General features: G+C 50.0%; 16 protein-coding genes. 8 read left to right on the top strand and 8 right to left on the bottom strand.

The genetic code is table 11. The features are described from left to right. Window positions 1-113 precede the first annotated feature (113 nt). Window positions 114-1046, top strand: coding sequence for a DUF808 domain-containing protein (locus AC4QZR_RS14160; protein ID WP_494481498.1), 933 nt, complete (start codon window positions 114-116; stop codon window positions 1044-1046). A 3-nt stretch (window positions 1047-1049) separates the two neighbouring features. Here the strand turns inward: AC4QZR_RS14160 and AC4QZR_RS14155 are convergent, their stop codons facing one another. Then, entirely contained in the window at window positions 1050-1943 is an 894-nt protein-coding gene (locus AC4QZR_RS14155) for a LysR family transcriptional regulator (protein ID WP_494481497.1), read from the bottom strand. Between the two features lie 102 nt (window positions 1944-2045). On the opposite strand from AC4QZR_RS14155, the gene AC4QZR_RS14150 reads away from it, so the two are divergent. From AC4QZR_RS14150 to AC4QZR_RS14130, 5 genes are all read left to right on the top strand, one after another. Beyond that, complete coding sequence (locus AC4QZR_RS14150; RefSeq protein ID WP_494481496.1) at window positions 2046-2297, top strand: CBU_0592 family membrane protein; 252 nt, start codon at window positions 2046-2048, stop codon at window positions 2295-2297. A gap of 260 nt (window positions 2298-2557) precedes the next feature. Beyond that, window positions 2558-3124: an RNA polymerase sigma factor gene (locus tag AC4QZR_RS14145; protein WP_494481495.1), complete on the top strand. Its 567-nt coding sequence runs from the start codon at window positions 2558-2560 to the stop codon at window positions 3122-3124. Further along, window positions 3102-4328, top strand: a complete 1227-nt coding sequence (locus tag AC4QZR_RS14140; RefSeq protein ID WP_494481494.1) for a hypothetical protein — start codon at window positions 3102-3104, stop codon at window positions 4326-4328. The genes AC4QZR_RS14145 and AC4QZR_RS14140 overlap by 23 nt, the downstream gene beginning before the upstream one ends. Before the next feature lie 117 nt (window positions 4329-4445). Continuing rightward, the gene (locus AC4QZR_RS14135; protein WP_494481493.1) at window positions 4446-4946 is read left to right on the top strand and encodes a CHRD domain-containing protein; all 501 of its coding nucleotides are present in this window, start codon (window positions 4446-4448) and stop codon (window positions 4944-4946) included. A 198-nt stretch (window positions 4947-5144) separates the two neighbouring features. Further along, entirely contained in the window at window positions 5145-6359 is a 1215-nt protein-coding gene (locus AC4QZR_RS14130) for a sensor histidine kinase (RefSeq protein ID WP_494481492.1), read from the top strand. Between the two features lie 134 nt (window positions 6360-6493). Here the strand turns inward: AC4QZR_RS14130 and AC4QZR_RS14125 are convergent, their stop codons facing one another. The 4 genes from AC4QZR_RS14125 to AC4QZR_RS14110 form a co-directional block, all read right to left on the bottom strand. Beyond that, window positions 6494-7270 carry a metallophosphoesterase family protein gene (locus AC4QZR_RS14125; protein ID WP_494481491.1) on the bottom strand — a complete coding sequence of 259 codons (777 nt, stop codon included), beginning with the start codon at window positions 7268-7270 and terminating at the stop codon, window positions 6494-6496. Between the two features lie 178 nt (window positions 7271-7448). Continuing rightward, a complete protein-coding gene (locus AC4QZR_RS14120) occupies window positions 7449-7751 on the bottom strand; it encodes a hypothetical protein (RefSeq protein WP_494481490.1) in 303 nt (100 codons plus the stop codon). A 24-nt stretch (window positions 7752-7775) separates the two neighbouring features. Continuing rightward, on the bottom strand, window positions 7776-7979 hold the full coding sequence (locus tag AC4QZR_RS14115) for a hypothetical protein (protein WP_494481489.1): 204 nt from the start codon (window positions 7977-7979) through the stop codon (window positions 7776-7778). A gap of 82 nt (window positions 7980-8061) precedes the next feature. Beyond that, on the bottom strand, window positions 8062-8301 hold the full coding sequence (locus AC4QZR_RS14110; protein WP_494481488.1) for a hypothetical protein: 240 nt from the start codon (window positions 8299-8301) through the stop codon (window positions 8062-8064). Window positions 8302-8567: 266 nt separating this feature from the next. On the opposite strand from AC4QZR_RS14110, the gene AC4QZR_RS14105 reads away from it, so the two are divergent. Then, window positions 8568-10262 carry a T9SS type A sorting domain-containing protein gene (locus AC4QZR_RS14105; protein ID WP_494481487.1) on the top strand — a complete coding sequence of 565 codons (1695 nt, stop codon included), beginning with the start codon at window positions 8568-8570 and terminating at the stop codon, window positions 10260-10262. 37 nt (window positions 10263-10299) lie between these two features. Here the strand turns inward: AC4QZR_RS14105 and AC4QZR_RS14100 are convergent, their stop codons facing one another. Both AC4QZR_RS14100 and AC4QZR_RS14095 read right to left on the bottom strand, forming a co-directional pair. Further along, a complete protein-coding gene (locus tag AC4QZR_RS14100) occupies window positions 10300-11064 on the bottom strand; it encodes a class I SAM-dependent methyltransferase (protein ID WP_494481486.1) in 765 nt (254 codons plus the stop codon). Then, the gene (locus tag AC4QZR_RS14095; protein ID WP_494481485.1) at window positions 11061-11519 is read right to left on the bottom strand and encodes a hypothetical protein; all 459 of its coding nucleotides are present in this window, start codon (window positions 11517-11519) and stop codon (window positions 11061-11063) included. Before AC4QZR_RS14095 ends, AC4QZR_RS14100 begins: the two co-directional genes overlap by 4 nt. A gap of 188 nt (window positions 11520-11707) precedes the next feature. Here AC4QZR_RS14095 and AC4QZR_RS14090 point away from each other — a divergent pair, with 188 nt between their 5' ends. Next, a complete protein-coding gene (locus AC4QZR_RS14090) occupies window positions 11708-13903 on the top strand; it encodes a M3 family metallopeptidase (protein ID WP_494481484.1) in 2196 nt (731 codons plus the stop codon). 1083 nt (window positions 13904-14986) lie between these two features. Here the strand turns inward: AC4QZR_RS14090 and AC4QZR_RS14085 are convergent. Further along, on the bottom strand, window positions 14987-15280 hold the full coding sequence (locus AC4QZR_RS14085) for a hypothetical protein (RefSeq protein WP_101445454.1): 294 nt from the start codon (window positions 15278-15280) through the stop codon (window positions 14987-14989). Window positions 15281-15464: the final 184 nt, after the last annotated feature.

The raw sequence follows: 15464 nt of genomic DNA, 5'->3' as shown, positions 1-15464 counted from the left end.
ACAATTCCACATCTTTCCCCTAAATTACATCCCTTCAAAAGACTGCTCGTACGCATAATCCGTACAGAGTAGGCAACACAAAAGAATTATACCTTAAAACTAAAGAATAACGAATGGCGACAGGTCTTCTCGCACTATTGGATGATGTGGCGGCACTGGTGAAAGTCAGTGCGGCAAGCTTGGATGACGTACCCACGCAAGTGGCAAAAACGACCGGTAAAGTGTCCGGCATCGTGATCGACGATACAGCCGTAACACCGAAGTATGTGGTGGGCCTCGATCCGAAACGCGAGCTCTCCATCATTTACCAAATCGCCAAAAAATCACTCATCAACAAAGCGATCTTTCTGGGGCCGGCCGCACTGGTGCTCGGCTACTTTGCGCCGGCTGTTATACCTTACATCCTCATGGTGGGCGGTGCTTACCTGTGCTTCGAGGGCTATGAAAAAGTGCACTCCATGTTCAGCAAAAGCCACGAACCTACCGATGAGCCGACAGAGGACATGAAAGTGATTACCCCGGAGGAGCTGGAAAAAGAACGGGTAGGCAGTGCCGTGCGCACAGACTTTATCCTTTCAGCAGAGATCATGGCGATTGCCTACGCTACTGTGGCCGGCAGTCCGTTGATGAACCAGATCGTGGTGCTGTTTACCGTGGCCATCTTCATTACCATTGCCGTGTATGGCTTTGTGGCCCTGATCGTGAAAGCAGACGACATTGGGGTGCACATGGCCCAGGACAAATTTCACCCGACCACCCAGAAAATCGGACGCGGCATTGTGAAGTCTATGCCAAAATTCCTGGTGATACTTGGGTATGTGGGCACAGCTGCGATGCTGTGGGTAGGAGCCGAGATCATTGCGCATGGCTTGCACCTTCCGCTGGAGGTGCTGGAAGGTCCCTTTGCTGATATACCTGCCCTTGCCTGGTTTGTAAAAGTGCTGGTGCTGGCCCTGGGTGGCTTGCTGCTCGGCGCCGTGATCGCGCAGGTACTCAACTTAGGTAAAAAAATGTTCAAAAAACCAGCTGAGAAGGTAGCGCACTAAGCCTTAACTCCCTTTTGCGGCATACCTGACAGCTGTTTCTGTCACTAGTTTCAGGATGTTTTTGAGCACCGGGCTATTGTCGTTTTTACGCCAGGTCACATACAGGTTCGTGTTGTAGGGCAGGGGGATGAAACGCACGTTGGGCAAAGCACTGAACGAATAGGAGTAAGGCAGAATCGTCACTCCCAGGCCTTTGGACACCAGCCCCAGTATCATGCCTCCAAAGTCTGTCTCGATGCGCACGTCCGGTATGAAGCGTTGGTCTTCGAAGATCTGGCGAAGCCCTGCAGTATAATAGGTCGTTTGCGCCAGGTTCGACAAAATGAACTTGTCGTTTTCGAGATCGTGCATACCTGTGAAGTTTTGCTCGGTGAGACGGTGGCTGTGGGGCACGACCAGTGCATAAGGTTCCGAGTAAAGCCACTCCGACTGCAAAGCCGGGTTTTCGGCGGGGTCGCGCCGGAAGGCTATGTCCATCTGGTAGCTAAGCAGCAACTGCTCAAAGCTGATGTCAGTCGGCTCCACCAGGTCCACCTTCAGCTCCGGCAGGACAGTGGAAATGCTCGTGATCAGATCCGGCATGAAACCATAAGCGATAGAACCTGGGTAACCGATCCGAACGGTGCCAAAAGCCCCCTCATGTATTTTACGCGCCTGCAAGTGCACACGGTTTATCTCATCAAGCAGCGGCGTCCACTGCTCGCGCAAAAACGCACCTGCCTCGGTCAGCTTCACACTCCGCTTGTTTCGCTCGAACAGCAGTACACCCAGTTCCACTTCCAGCGCTTTGATCTGCCGGCTGAGAGCAGACTGTGTGATGAACATGCGTTCGGCCGTGTTCCAGAAGTGCAGTTCCTGCGCCAGTGCCAAAAAGTACTTAATCTGCTGTAGCTCCATTCGCTGTGATTCGTTTTTTGCATTAGTCAAGCGAATAAAAGCATTTTTTAGCCCGTTTTCACCTGTTTACTTTGCAATAAATAATTTAATGTGAATTAAACGATGGCTACACTACGAAAATATATGGGAGAGGCAGTAGGTTGGGGAGGCGCCTTCTTTTCGCTTGCGGCCTTCAGCCTGAACAGCATGGGCCTCACGCATGGGCAATCAGTAGAGTATTTGGGCATGAACATCATCGGGTGTTTACTCCTGATCTTTTACGGCTTGTCTAAGAAAGCGCACGCCAGCTATGTGTTAAATGGCATCTTTCTGCTTGTCGCTGTCATCGCGCTGGCCAGGGCCTACTACCTATAGGTATAGCCTGACAACTTTAAACCATCCAGGCTCCCCGGAGCACACGATCCCCTGTAGCTGAAAAGCTGCAGGGGATTTTTTATGTCGATGGTATAGTGGCAGGTTCTTCCCTTTGTTTATCCTCTTTGGTTATTTGTGTTGCGCCTTGATTAACAATTGCTTAGAGACGTAAAACAGAGCTACGGTACACCGGTTATTTTTCAATCGGGAGGCAACCCTTTTGGCGTTTAGTCCGTGATGGGAGCGCAAATTCTGGAACAGTGAGCAAAACAGAAGGCGAAGTATTGGATGAGCTGCTACGTCAGTGTCTGAAACAGGACCGCGGGGCACAGAGAGAGCTTTACCGGCTCTTCTTCGGGTATGCCATGAGTGTTTGTGTCCGTTACTCGCAGGATGCTGAAGAAGCGAAAGATGTGCTGAACGACGGGTTTATGAAGGTGTTCACCAGGCTGGATCAGTACCATCCGCCCAAGCCGTTCAAAGGCTGGCTGCGGCGGATCATGATCAACACAGCGCTGGACAACTACCGGCACAACCTGAAGAACTATCACCTGCAGGACATCGACAAAGCAGAGCCGGCCTCCGATCCGTTTGATGTGGAGCAGCAGCTTAACTACGAGTACCTGATCTCACTGGTGCAGCAACTGTCGCCTGCCTACCGGGCTGTTTTCAACCTGTATGCCATAGACGGCTATACCCACGAAGAAATAGCCGAAACGCTGGGTATAGCAGTGGGCACGTCGAAGTCGAACCTGGCCAAGGCGAGGGCAAATTTGCGGGAGGCATTACAAAGAAGCAAAATCGATGAACGCAAACAATATGTCTAACGAGGAGCTGGACCGCCTGTTCAGGAAATCAGCTGGGCAATACGACCCTCCCTTCGACGAAGAGGCGTGGAAGGCGATGGAACGCAAACTGGACGGCGAGCAGGGCGGCTGGGCAGGTATAAGACGCTTGTTGCCCATCGTGCTGCTGACCTTGCTGGTGACGGTAGGCTTTGTCTGGAAATTGATGGAAAGAGAAGCGCCAATTCGGGAGACCATTGCTATACCTGCAGAACAGGGAGGAAGCCAAGATCCGGGAGTCGCTGCTATACCTGATCAAACCAAAGGGCTGGAGCAAACTTTCTTACCGAAGCCTGATTCACCCGCTGCGCCATACCTTGCCGCGCAGCCAGGTTCCGGAGTCCACTTAGCAGAGAAAACCGGGCAGAAAGGTAGTGCTATAAATGAGCGTCGTGCTATACCTGGTGCTGCTATACCTGACAGCCGCGTCGCCAGGGTGGAGGAGCCTTTGCAAACTGTCGAATCGGTGATAGCAAGGGTACCCCAGTCAGTTGCAGGTATAGCCCGGCAGGTAGCGGCACTGCCTATACCTGACACTGCTCCTATACCTGCCGACAGCGGACAAACAGAGGAGCGGGGAGAGCGGGTGTTCCTGCGCAGCATTACCGTGACGCTGGTTGCGGCGCCTGACATCACCACCGTGCGCTTCAAAGATCCGGATGCGGTAAGCGCCAATGCGGGTGTGTTGTTTAGTGTGCCCATCACCAGAAGGCTGAGCCTGGTGTCGGGTGCGGTGTGGGCGAACAAACTGTACCAGGCCACGCCCGAAAACTACAAACCCTCACCGGACTACTGGGACGGCAAACGGCAACCGGATGTGATTGCGGCGCAATGCAAGGTGTTGGATATACCTGTCAACCTGCAGTACCAGGTGCTGGGCTGGGGCAAGAACATGCTGACAGTGCAGGCGGGATTATCCAGTTACCTGATGCTCGATGAAAAATATACCTATACCTACTACTACCCCGGAAGAGAGCCCTACCGTAACACCCGGGAATTCTCTAACAAGAACAGACACTGGTTCGGGATACAGAATCTGTCTGTAGGCTATACGCGTCAACTGTCTCCTGCCATCACGATCGGAGCAGAGCCATTCGTCAAAATACCGCTAGCAAGTATTGGCGAGGGGCGAGTGAAGCTCACAAGTGCAGGAGTGTTTTTTACAGCCGGCTTTACTTTAAGATAACACCTTCAAATTTTTACGGGAATTCAACACTCCACGCTATGGCATGCCTAAGGTTGTGTCAGGAAGAATCTCTGTGCTTTTACTTTTTAAATCACTTCTCCTTAATTTTTAATGAAGATGAAAACCTATCGAATTAATTTCGGAATACTGCTTGGCGCGCTGCTGAGCCTGTCCTTTATGATGACCGCCTGTGATGACGACGACGATGACAACACCGTAATACCGGGCGATGAGATCGTGGCCCTCAAAGAAGTAGCGCTGACCGGTGCCAACGAGGTGCCTGCTATCACAACCCAGGCGACCGGTACCTTCAAGGGTACTTATAACATGGATACCAAAGTGATGAACTATACCATCACTTTTCAGGGTATCACGCCAACTGCCATGCACTTTCACAAGGGCGGCGTGACTGTGTCCGGACCGGTTACGATACCGATTAACCCCGGTACCAGCAATGACCCTTACTCCAGTGCAAACCCTTACAATAGTCCACTGACGCTATCCACTTCCCCACTCACAGCTGCACAGGAGGCGGAGTTGCTGGCCGGAGAGTGGTACATTAACATACACAGCGACCAATTCCCTAACGGGGAAATCCGGGGACAGGTCACACGCTAAAGCTATGACATGTTGCCCGGCTGTTCTGCTCACTGGCGGCCGGGCAACTATGTCAGTCTGTAGAAGTAGAGGGCAGAGAGGGCATCTATGAGACGGATTGATTTTGCTTTTTGTACATTTTTTATTATGTTTAAACATATAATCACAACAGCTTACAGTTTAGCATGACGATGCGACTCTGAAATTACTCCCTCTCAAATGATTGAAACCCAAGACGAGCTATTAAAAGATCTGGAGGCCATCCGGCAGATTCCCATCGTTCCCACCATGCTCGAAGTTATATGCCAGACCACCGGAATGGGGTTTGCGGCCATTGCACGCGTAACAGAAGACAGATGGCTGGCATGCAGCGTGCGCGACGAAGTGAACTTTGGCCTGGAAGCGGGAGGAGAACTGCAGGTGGAAACAACGCTTTGCAACGAGATAAGGTCACACCGCAACCCGATCGTGATCGATAACGTGGCAGAGGACCCGCTTTACTCCGACCACCATACACCCAGAATTTACGGACTCCAGAGTTACATCTCTATACCTATCATCCTCAAAAACGGCGACTTTTTCGGCACCCTCTGCGCCATTGATTCCAGGCCGGCCTCTCTCAACAACTCCAAGGTGATCAACACATTCAAGCTGTTTGCCGAGTTGATCGCCTTTCATCTTCAGAGTTTAGATGTGCTGGAGCACAGCCATAAAGTTGCTGCAGAACTCAAGCAGGAGAACGAAGGCCTGGCCAGCGCCAATTTCGACCTCGGCAACTTTGTGTACACTGCCTCGCACGACCTGAAGTCGCCTGTGGCCAACATTGCTGGGCTTATTGAGGAGCTTTCGCACACTGTTTCAAGAGAAACCCTGGACCGTGCAGAGATCAGGCAGATTACGGATCTGATCAAGTCATCGCTCAAGCGCTTTTCCACCACCATACGGGACCTGACTACGCTCGTGGAAATTGACAAGGTGAGCGACGAGGAAAAATCAGAGAAGCCTGACTTGCATGAGATGGTAGAAGCCGTGAAACAGGATCTGCAGAGCATGATTTTAGCCTCTGGCGCGCAGCTGAACGTGATTGCCGCTGACGCTGAGGTGGCGGGCTTTTCTAAAAAGAACCTCAAGAGCATTTTAGGCAACCTGATCAGCAACGCCATCAAGTACCGTTCGCCTGATAGAGCACCAAAAATCAATATAAAGCTGGAGAAGTATGCAGGCAGATCCTACCTGTCGGTGCAGGACAACGGACTAGGCATACCGGTTGAAAAGCAGGAAAGTGTCTTCACCATGTTTGGGCGCATCCATGAGCATATAGAGGGCAGTGGCATTGGCCTTTATATCGTGAAACGAATGGTCGACAATGCACAGGGAGAAATCAAGGTGAGCAGCGTGATGCACGAGGGTACTACCATCACGATTATTTTTTAGGAAAGCCCATTCAGAACTCCCCAACATAATGACCCCAAAGAATCAGGACACTGATTTTTATTCATGTCCCTTTCTCCATTTCTTCAATGAAATTAGTTAGAGGCGTAGCTTAGATTATACCTTATTCACAAGACTTAGCAGCCTTTGCGCAAGTTATCTGCATAGGCATTGGGCAATTCTGATTCCTCAACGGCTCTGGCGGCTTTCTCGAAGTCGTAAGTGAAACGGATAAACTCCACCTCTATACTGTCTTTATTCAGCACCGAACTGTGCTCATTGATGGTCAGCATGACATAGCCTCCCCGGTTGTCGGCATCTTTGGGTTTGCCCACAGAACCGATATTGATCGCATGGCGGAAGTGGGGCTGCTCTCCTTCGGCACTGTCGAGGATGCGGTGGTAGGGCTTGTGCGTGTGGCCAAAGCACATGATATCTGCATCCGCGTCTTTCATAATGCGCAGCAAGCTTTTCTCGTCGCGGTCTTCAAATAAATACTCGTTTATCTTGCGCGGACTGCCGTGCACCAGCAGCAGGTTCAGTTTATCGTTGTTCAGCTGAAACTCCACTTTAATATGTGCAGGCAAAGTGCGCAGGTAGCGGCGCTGCGCAGGGTTTATGATCTTGTTCGTAAAAGCGATTGAAACCGCGCCATTGGCTTTTTCCTCCTCTGTTTTGTAGGCGCAACCGCAGTCGTCGCTCTCCCGGCCTATGCCAAAATCGTAATTGCCCGCTATGGTAGGGATGTTGCGTTTGCGGATCTCATCAATCACCTCGTTTGGCCAGATGTTATACCCCACCAGGTCGCCGAGGCAGTAAATGAAGCCAGGCTGGCGGGCCTCTACGTCTGCAAAAAAGGCCTCTAGAGCAGGCAGGTTGGCGTGTATATCACTGAAAAGGGCTATCCGGGTCATGGGTAACGTGATTGATAAAGGAGTTACTGCTAACAATACAAATCAGGTATGCGTGCTTAGGTATGTTTGCTAACTGAAATAACTTTATGATTGCAATATTACGATTAAAGCTTAGCTCCCGCAACGGGGCGCCGTTAACGAATTGTTATGGATGGACGCTAAATTCGTAAAGTAGGGACTAGCTGCGCTCCACCACGATATACCTGGCTGAGAAGCCGTTCTGCTTATAGAGTAACTGAAGTGCCGTAATCAGGGAAGCTATACCTGTTGCTTTGGTCTGCCGGCCGCCCAGCGGACGAAGGTAGTTCTGGAACCCACTACCTGGCACGCGGAGCACGACACGCCGCGCGTCGGACTCTTCTACTTCGGTCAGCGGTTTGGCAAGCACCACCTGGCGCATGTAGGGGAGGGCAGATTTCATGCTGCGGTAATCCGAAAAGGCATAAAGGCGGCAGTAGGAGCTGAGCTTGACAGAGTTCACGCTTCAAAAATAGCGTATAAAACTTTACCAGTACATCATATCCAGCAGATTGATTTTAGTCGTGTAGGGTTCCAGCGCACGCTTGGAGGCCAGCCCCCTTATCAGCCCAACGATATGGTTCTCCGGGTTGCTCCATACCTCCGCAAAGAAATCGCCCATGTCGTACAGCTGAATGCGGTAGCCGCGACGGCCCCGCTCAGCCAGGAAAGTCCCATGAGCCCATATCATTTCTAATCTGCCAGCCAGTGTGTGGGTGTTAAAAAAGCTGAGATTCGGGCTATGGTAAGGATATTCGGGTGTAGATGCTGTATTAATCACTGCAGGACTCCTCAGGGTTGTCGTAATCCCAGTACACTTCTATAGTAGCAGGCTTATACAGGTAGGCAGGTATGGGGGTATAGATGATCAGCTGCCAGCCAGCCTTCTGCATGTCCTCCCGGTGTAGACGCCTTACCTGCCACATCAATCGCTCATGTATTTCCAGTCCAATGGGGCGGTGGCTCCCTACATATGGACTTCCCTCCTCAAATTTGAATGTGGTTGTATGCATAAACTCCAATTTTTACAGCTATACCTTATACTACGTTAGTTGTTATGATTTAAGGTGCAGATTTTAAAAGATTTATCTGGTTGGATAATGAAGGGTTTTAAATAAGGCGCTTTGGTTAAACGAACTATGTCCATACCGAATGCAAAAATTGGAATATACTCCTGTCTTTAATTAAAACAATAATATATTCAAAACGTAATAACTAACCAGCGCACCATTTCCTGCTTTTCGAAATCCTCTAAGCCCTATATAAGGAGATTACCCCTATGATTAGATTCTTTACCCTGTTTATCTTTATAATAAGCACTTCTCCATCTTTTGCTCAGTTCAATTCTATAACGCCGCTAAGCCAGATTACCATTTCTGCAAATACTGGTGAAAAGCCTCAATCAAAAGTGTGGGCGCATGCGGGTACATTCTGGACAGTATTGCCTGATAATTCCGGAACGCATGTTTGGAGGTTGGATGGACAGAGTTGGACGAAAGCGCTAACACTTTCCACAAGTAAGTCATCCAAGGTAGATTGCAAGGTGGTAAATGATGTTACCCATGTTTTCCTTTTCCAGGGGCAGACTTCAGAGTTAATATCTGTGCAGTACAATCCCCATGAAAGCAACTATATGCTCTGGCAAGCCAGGAGTGCAGCACTGAAGCTAAACTTTACCGGCTCCGCCGAGACCGCTACAATAGATATAGACGGTGAAAATAGGATGTGGCTCGCTTATGAAATGTCGAAGGCAATTAGAGTGAGATGGAGTGATGAACCTTATGCCCAGTGGAGTGAAGAGATAGTACTTGAGACGAATGTCGAAAGTGATGACATTTGTGCTGTAGTTGCTCTGCCTGGTAAGATTGGTGTGATATGGTCTAACCAAGGGACCAGACGGTATGGTTTTAGAACACACATGGATGGGGCAGACCCGGGGGACTGGACTACTGACGAAGTTCCTGCTTCGCAGTCTGCTAAGAACATTGGCGGGGGTATGACCGATGACCATCTTAATTTGGCCGTAGCTAGTGATGGTACATTGTATTGCGCAACCAAAACGAGCTACGACACCCAAAATCAACCCCAGATAGCACTGTTAGTACGACGTCCTTCTGGCACATGGGATGATCTTTACGAGATAGCTTCAGAGGGTACAAGGCCGATCGTTATTCTGAATGAAGTCGAGGAGGTGGTACGTGTTATTTATACTGAAGAAGATGGTGGAGGAGATATCAGATACAAGGAAGCTGAAACTTCTACACTGTCTTTTGGTACTCAACTTACATTGCTTGCCGGCAATTACAACAACGCTACCAGTACTAAAGAGAACTTTACGGATGAGATTGTTATACTTGCCTCTAACAGCTCAGAAGCGGTTGGGGTATTAGCAAGAACCGAGATTATACCTCTACCTGTCGAACTTACCAGTTTCACTGCCCAATTGGCGGCAGACGATGCAGTTTTGCAATGGAAAACGGCGTCAGAGCAGAATAATGACTATTTCAGTGTGGAGTCAAGTATAGATGGCCGTACCTTTATTCCGATCGGTAGGGTGAAGGGCAATGGGACGACCCAGTTGCAAAGAAACTATTCCTTCATGGATAAAAATATTTCAAGGTATGGAGCAGCCGGCATTTACTACAGGTTAAGACAAGTTGACTACAACGGTGAGTTCGAGTTTAGCCCGATCAGGCATGTAAGCGCACCCAGCCTTCCTGATGCCATCACACTCAAGGCATTCCCAAACCCTTTCGATGACTACCTACAGGTGCTGATCACCTCCAGTGAAGAACAAGCGAGCACTATCGTACTCTACAACGCACAGGGGCGAATCATGCAATCTCAAGCTATAGCGCTCAAAAAGGGGATTAACACTATTTCGTTAACTGAGCTAAATCTGGCAGGCGGCGTCTATTTTCTGAAAGTGACCACGGCTGATCTGCAGCACGTGAAAAAACTTGTAAGCGAGTGATTTATCTAGGTATACCCGGTTGAAAGCCCCGCTGCCATCAACCACCAGTCTCTTCCACCTTCTCAAACAGCATAAAATGCTGGATCGGCAGGAAATCCTCCTGGCGCTTCAGGCGGAAGCCGTTGGCCTCCAGCTCTTTTCTGATCTGCTCTTTGGTCATTTTGTGTAAGGCCCTGATCTGGACATCTGGGTCTTCAGCCTTGTACTCAAGCAGCAGGAGTTTGCCATTTGGTTTTAAGGCTCGGTGTATAGATCTGAGGATCTCTTTTGGATAAGCCAGCTCATGGTACACGTCCACCATCAGGGCAATGTCTACTGTTTGGGCTGGCAAATTAACCTGTAGACTGTCGCCTTTAATGACCGTCACATGGCTGGCTCCCTCTTTATCCCGTCGAGACTGGAGTGTCTTTATAAACCGATCCTGCACTTCCACTGCGTATACCTTGCCTTCCGGCACCTTAGGCGCTATCTGAAAAGTATAGAAACCGGTGCCCGCCCCAATGTCGGCTACCACCATGTTGGGCTGCAGGTTCATGTTCTCTATCGTGCGGGTAGAGTTCTCTTCTTCCTGCCGTGTGTCGCGGTCCAGCCAATTTCCGCCCGTGGCAGTCATGATAGCAGCGATCTCCCGGCCCATGTATACCTTGCCGGTTCCTCCTGACGAGGGCCTTTTGTAGGTATAGCCCTCCTGCGTTACAGTGGTTGGCTGCTGGGCCTGGCAAGCGTGGCAACTGCTGAGGCACACGGTTGTGAGCAGCGCAAGCAGGAAAGTAGAGCCGGGAAAACGGGTGCGGTTTGTCATATCGTGAATTTTTCCAGGCGCTGGGTCAGGTCGTCTATCAACTGCTCCGTCCACTTCTCGGCCACAAGTTCGTAGTCCGCATTCTCCCAGCTCTGCAGATAGGCCTTCTCCAGCCATACGTTGTCCTGGTTGGGTCCGATGGTGTAAAAGTTGCGGTCCAGCTTAAAAAGCAGGTCTTTTGTCAGGTCGAAATTGTCGGCGCCCACCCGCTGAAAGCCTTCCAGACGCAGGCGTAGCCCCATTTGGTTCACATTCCCCTTGTCTAGGCTGATCTCGGTGGTGGCGTCGGAGCCTGGTTCGCGCGTCCAGGTGTCTACGAGTTTCTCTAATTTAAAGTCATGGAAAAGCGGGATAACATCCGCCAGATGCTGATGGATATGCTGCGCCAGCTCGGGCAGCACAGATTCGTAAAGCTTGCGTAAAGCCACTTTGTCTTTAATAGGGGAATATTGCATGATAAAAGGGGTATGCTGTTCTTTCTATACGAGCAGACCTTTGATTTTGCCGCCCGGCAGGAAGTATACTTTTTGAACGTTTGCAGATAGCATTTCAGGTATAGCAGGCCGCCTTAAAATTGCTGAGTGGGGCTTTTGGTCTATTTTTTGTAACTTGTGCTGAAATTTATCATTCACTTTAACATCCTATGAAAGAACAGATCATATCGGCCGGCAAGGTATCCGGCATAGTGGCCCTGTTGGCGCTGGCAAGCTGTACTTCGGTGCAAACGCCACAGACACAGGACACACAAGCTGCCACCGAGCAGAAGCAGGCAGAAACCAACGTGCTCCTGCAGGAGTGGAGTGGCCCATACCAGGGCGTTCCCGCCTTCGACAAAATGAACCTGGCCGACCTGAAGCCGGCAATGGAGAAGGCCATGGCCATCAACCTGGCTGAGATCGAGGCGATTGCCAACAACACGCAGCCTGCCACCTTCGAAAACACGATCGAGGAGATGGAAAGAGCAGGCGAGGAACTGGACCGCGTGTTCACCTACTACGGCATCTGGGGCAGTAATATGTCTACACCGGAGTTCCGCGAGGTTCAAAAAGAAATGGCTCCGAAAATCTCCGAGTTCAGCTCTAAGATTTCTCAGAACGAGAAGCTTTTCCAGCGCATCAAAACCGTGTACGAAAACTCTCAGAAGAACCCGCTGCCAGCTGACCAGCAGCGTGTTGTGGAGCTCATCTACAAGAACTTCGCCATGGAAGGTGCTGATTTGAGCCCGGAAAAGAAACAACGCTACGCTGCTATCAACAAGGAGCTTTCTTCCCTTTATACCGCTTTTGGCAACAACATTCTGGCTGACGAGGAGAAGTATGTGGTATACTTCACCAAAGACCAGCTGAGCGGTTTGCCGGAGTCGTTTGTGAAAGCCGCTGCCAAAGCTGCCGCCGACCGTGGCAAGCCTGGCCAGTATGCCGTTACCAACACCCGTTCTTCTATGGACCAGTTCCTAACATACTCAGACGAGCGCGGCTTGCGCGAGCAGGTATGGAAGAACTACTACTCTCGTGGCGATAACAACGACGCGAACGACAACAAGCAGAACATCGTGAACATCCTGAAACTGCGCAAAGAGCGTGTAGGCTTGATGGGTTACGACAACTATGCCGAGTGGCGCCTGCAGGACCGCATGGCCAAAACACCTGAGGCGGCCATGGAACTGATGATGGCCGTATGGCCTGCCGCTACTGCCCGCGCCCGCGAAGAGGTAGCCGACATGCAGAAGCTAGCGAACGCTACTAGCAAAACCAAGATCACGATCGAGCCCTGGGACTACCGCTACTACGCCGAGAAAGTGCGCAAAGACAAGTACGACCTCGACTCTGACGAAGTGAAGAACTACCTCGAGCTGGGCAACCTGACGCAGGCCATGTTCTTCACGGCAGGCGAGCTGTTCAACTTCAACTTCAAGCCGGTACCTGAAGGAACTGTACCCGTATTCCATGAAGATGTGGAGGTATGGGAAGTGACCGACAAGACCACTGGTGACCATATCGGACTTTGGTACCTCGATCCGTTCGCGCGTCAGGGCAAGCGCTCTGGTGCCTGGGCCACAACATACCGTGCCCACACTACTTTCGATGGCAAAAAGAACGTGCTGTCGTCTAACAACTCCAACTTCGTGAAGCCTGCGCCGGGTGAGCCTGTGCTGGTATCGTGGGACGATGCGACCACCTTCTTCCACGAGTTCGGTCACGCACTGCACTTCCTGGCCTCTAACGTGAAGTACCCGACGCTGAACAGCGGCGTGCGTGACTACACCGAGTTCCAGTCGCAATTGCTGGAGCGCTGGTTGTCTACCGACAAAGTGATCAACCAGTTCCTGAAGCACTACAAGACCGGCGAGCCAATGCCGAAAGAGCTTGTAGCCAAGATCGAGAAGGCTGCCACCTTCAACCAGGGTTTCGAAACAACAGAGTTCCTGGCCTCTGCTCTGATGGACATGCACTTCCACCTGGCCGACCCGAACAACCTGGACCCAGACAAGTTTGAGAAAGAAACACTTGCTAAATTAGGTATGCCGAAAGAGATCGTTATGCGTCATCGCTCACCGCACTTCGGGCACGTGTTCTCAGGCGAGGGCTATGCCACCGCTTACTATGGCTACATGTGGGCTGACGTGCTGACTTCGGATGCCTCCGAGGCCTTCACAGAGGCTCCAGGTGGATTCTACGACAAAGATGTTGCCGCTAAACTGGTGAAGTACCTGTTTGCGCCACGCAACTCCATGGATCCGGCTGAAGCCTACCGTATGTTCCGTGGCCGCGATGCCAAAATCGATGCGCTGATGCGCGACCGTGGTTTCCCGGTGCCTAGCGGACAAGGCAAAAAGTAAAACTCCGCTTGGTAAGCTTTTCTGGCTTATCACATTATAAAATAAAACAGCCAGGGCCACTGCTATGTAGTGGCCCTGGCTGTTTTATTTTATACGGTCTTTATCAGCACAATTCTGTTGAGCTTAAGACAGCTCACAGGTGAATCACTGTTCTTCTATGCAAAGGTTGTTGGTAGCGAAAAAGAGTCCTTCTGGAGCGTATTATCTTGAGAACTAACTAATTGAAATATTGGCCTGGCTGATGAATAGGCGCTTTTTGGAAAGCAATTTGACAGGTTCTGTAAAATATTTTCGAAATGGCGGGTTGATTTACAACTTTTCTAAAACACTGTCGTATGCACAAAGTTAATAAGCATACCGGGCTGTCTTAAGAGCGGGCATACCGTCCAAACTCGCTGCCCCTTGCTTCCAGAATACCGATTGCCACCTATGGATGAATTTTCTCTATTTACTAGCAAGCTTCAGTCTTGCGATTTGATTGTACTGACAGAAGCGGACGAAATACGTACTTATTGTCGCTTTTATGCCAATGGCCTTTACCAGGACCGAATGTTTATTTCGGATGTCTCTGTGAAGGCAAACCTGGCGCAACTCAGCAGTGAGGAGGACGTCATCGATTGGAATGGGGTACAAGATCTCCGGAAAAAATACTGTGCGTCTTTGCAGTCCAGGGAGAACTTAAATACTGCGCCATCCGCGGAGCCGGTCTAGCAATTTTCAAATAGCTTCTTTAGCGGATTATCACATGGAGGCATGCTGTCAGGCACGTTTTCCGGGGAAGGTAAGGCGTATAAAAAGCGAAGGCTCCCTTATGAGGAGCCCTGCTTTTCAAAGGATTGCCTGAAAGGCAACCTTCAACTTTTAGCCGGTGCAAATATAGGGATAATTATACCTGCAATTGGTGCATTTCGTGAAAAAAAATATTCTTTTTGAACTATCTTTAAAAGATGTTATTAAACCTGACTTCAGTGATGCTTTAGGGTAGTGTCTGGCAAGAAGAAGTTGACCTATAAAATATAACAGAAAGAGGGAGCCTAGGCTCCCTCTTTCTGTTTCTCGTCATGAGATTATAGCAGACGCTTTCTACTTATCGCTTTGGTAGCCAACAAGCTTGATCATCTTATTGTAGTTGCCCAACAGTAAGAAAGAAGGAGCCCATTGTCCTACGAAAAGCGCTTCCTCATCCTTCTTCATAATCTTTAGCGTTGCCGATACGGCCATAGAGCCCAATGCAGCCCATAAAAATACATCGGATGGGATACGGGAGGTATAGTCTTCGATGGCTGCAGCTACTGGTCCTTCCTTATGCTGAGGATTGATTCTGTCAGCCTTGTTCTTCAAATCCTGTGCGTCTCTTTTAAGATCTTGTGTGTCCATAGTTCATATTTTGTTTAGATGGTACAATACCATACAGAACGAAATAGAATGATGATTGTTTGCAAAAATTGAAAAATATGGAGGATGCATAGCCCGGCAGAGCCGTCAAGGACTATATTATTGCAACAATATATGTAAATTGGCAGCCTGAAACGGCGGACTACCTTTGGGGGTCCCCTTTTCG

Source organism: Pontibacter sp. YIM B11418 (assembly GCF_059278805.1).
This window is presented reverse-complemented; position numbering and strand designations above follow the sequence as displayed.

Coding starts and splice junctions, on each gene's coding strand:
- AC4QZR_RS14125 (WP_494481491.1), bottom strand. CDS start 7,270: ATGACCCGGATAGCCCTTTTCAGTGATATACACGCCAACCTGCCTGCT.
- AC4QZR_RS14095 (WP_494481485.1), bottom strand. CDS start 11,519: ATGCAATATTCCCCTATTAAAGACAAAGTGGCTTTACGCAAGCTTTAC.
- AC4QZR_RS14090 (WP_494481484.1), top strand. CDS start 11,708: ATGAAAGAACAGATCATATCGGCCGGCAAGGTATCCGGCATAGTGGCC.
- AC4QZR_RS14115 (WP_494481489.1), bottom strand. CDS start 7,979: ATGATATGGGCTCATGGGACTTTCCTGGCTGAGCGGGGCCGTCGCGGC.
- AC4QZR_RS14110 (WP_494481488.1), bottom strand. CDS start 8,301: ATGCATACAACCACATTCAAATTTGAGGAGGGAAGTCCATATGTAGGG.
- AC4QZR_RS14150 (WP_494481496.1), top strand. CDS start 2,046: ATGGCTACACTACGAAAATATATGGGAGAGGCAGTAGGTTGGGGAGGC.
- AC4QZR_RS14100 (WP_494481486.1), bottom strand. CDS start 11,064: ATGACAAACCGCACCCGTTTTCCCGGCTCTACTTTCCTGCTTGCGCTG.
- AC4QZR_RS14105 (WP_494481487.1), top strand. CDS start 8,568: ATGATTAGATTCTTTACCCTGTTTATCTTTATAATAAGCACTTCTCCA.
- AC4QZR_RS14135 (WP_494481493.1), top strand. CDS start 4,446: ATGAAAACCTATCGAATTAATTTCGGAATACTGCTTGGCGCGCTGCTG.
- AC4QZR_RS14155 (WP_494481497.1), bottom strand. CDS start 1,943: ATGGAGCTACAGCAGATTAAGTACTTTTTGGCACTGGCGCAGGAACTG.
- AC4QZR_RS14130 (WP_494481492.1), top strand. CDS start 5,145: ATGATTGAAACCCAAGACGAGCTATTAAAAGATCTGGAGGCCATCCGG.
- AC4QZR_RS14140 (WP_494481494.1), top strand. CDS start 3,102: ATGAACGCAAACAATATGTCTAACGAGGAGCTGGACCGCCTGTTCAGG.
- AC4QZR_RS14160 (WP_494481498.1), top strand. CDS start 114: ATGGCGACAGGTCTTCTCGCACTATTGGATGATGTGGCGGCACTGGTG.
- AC4QZR_RS14085 (WP_101445454.1), bottom strand. CDS start 15,280: ATGGACACACAAGATCTTAAAAGAGACGCACAGGATTTGAAGAACAAG.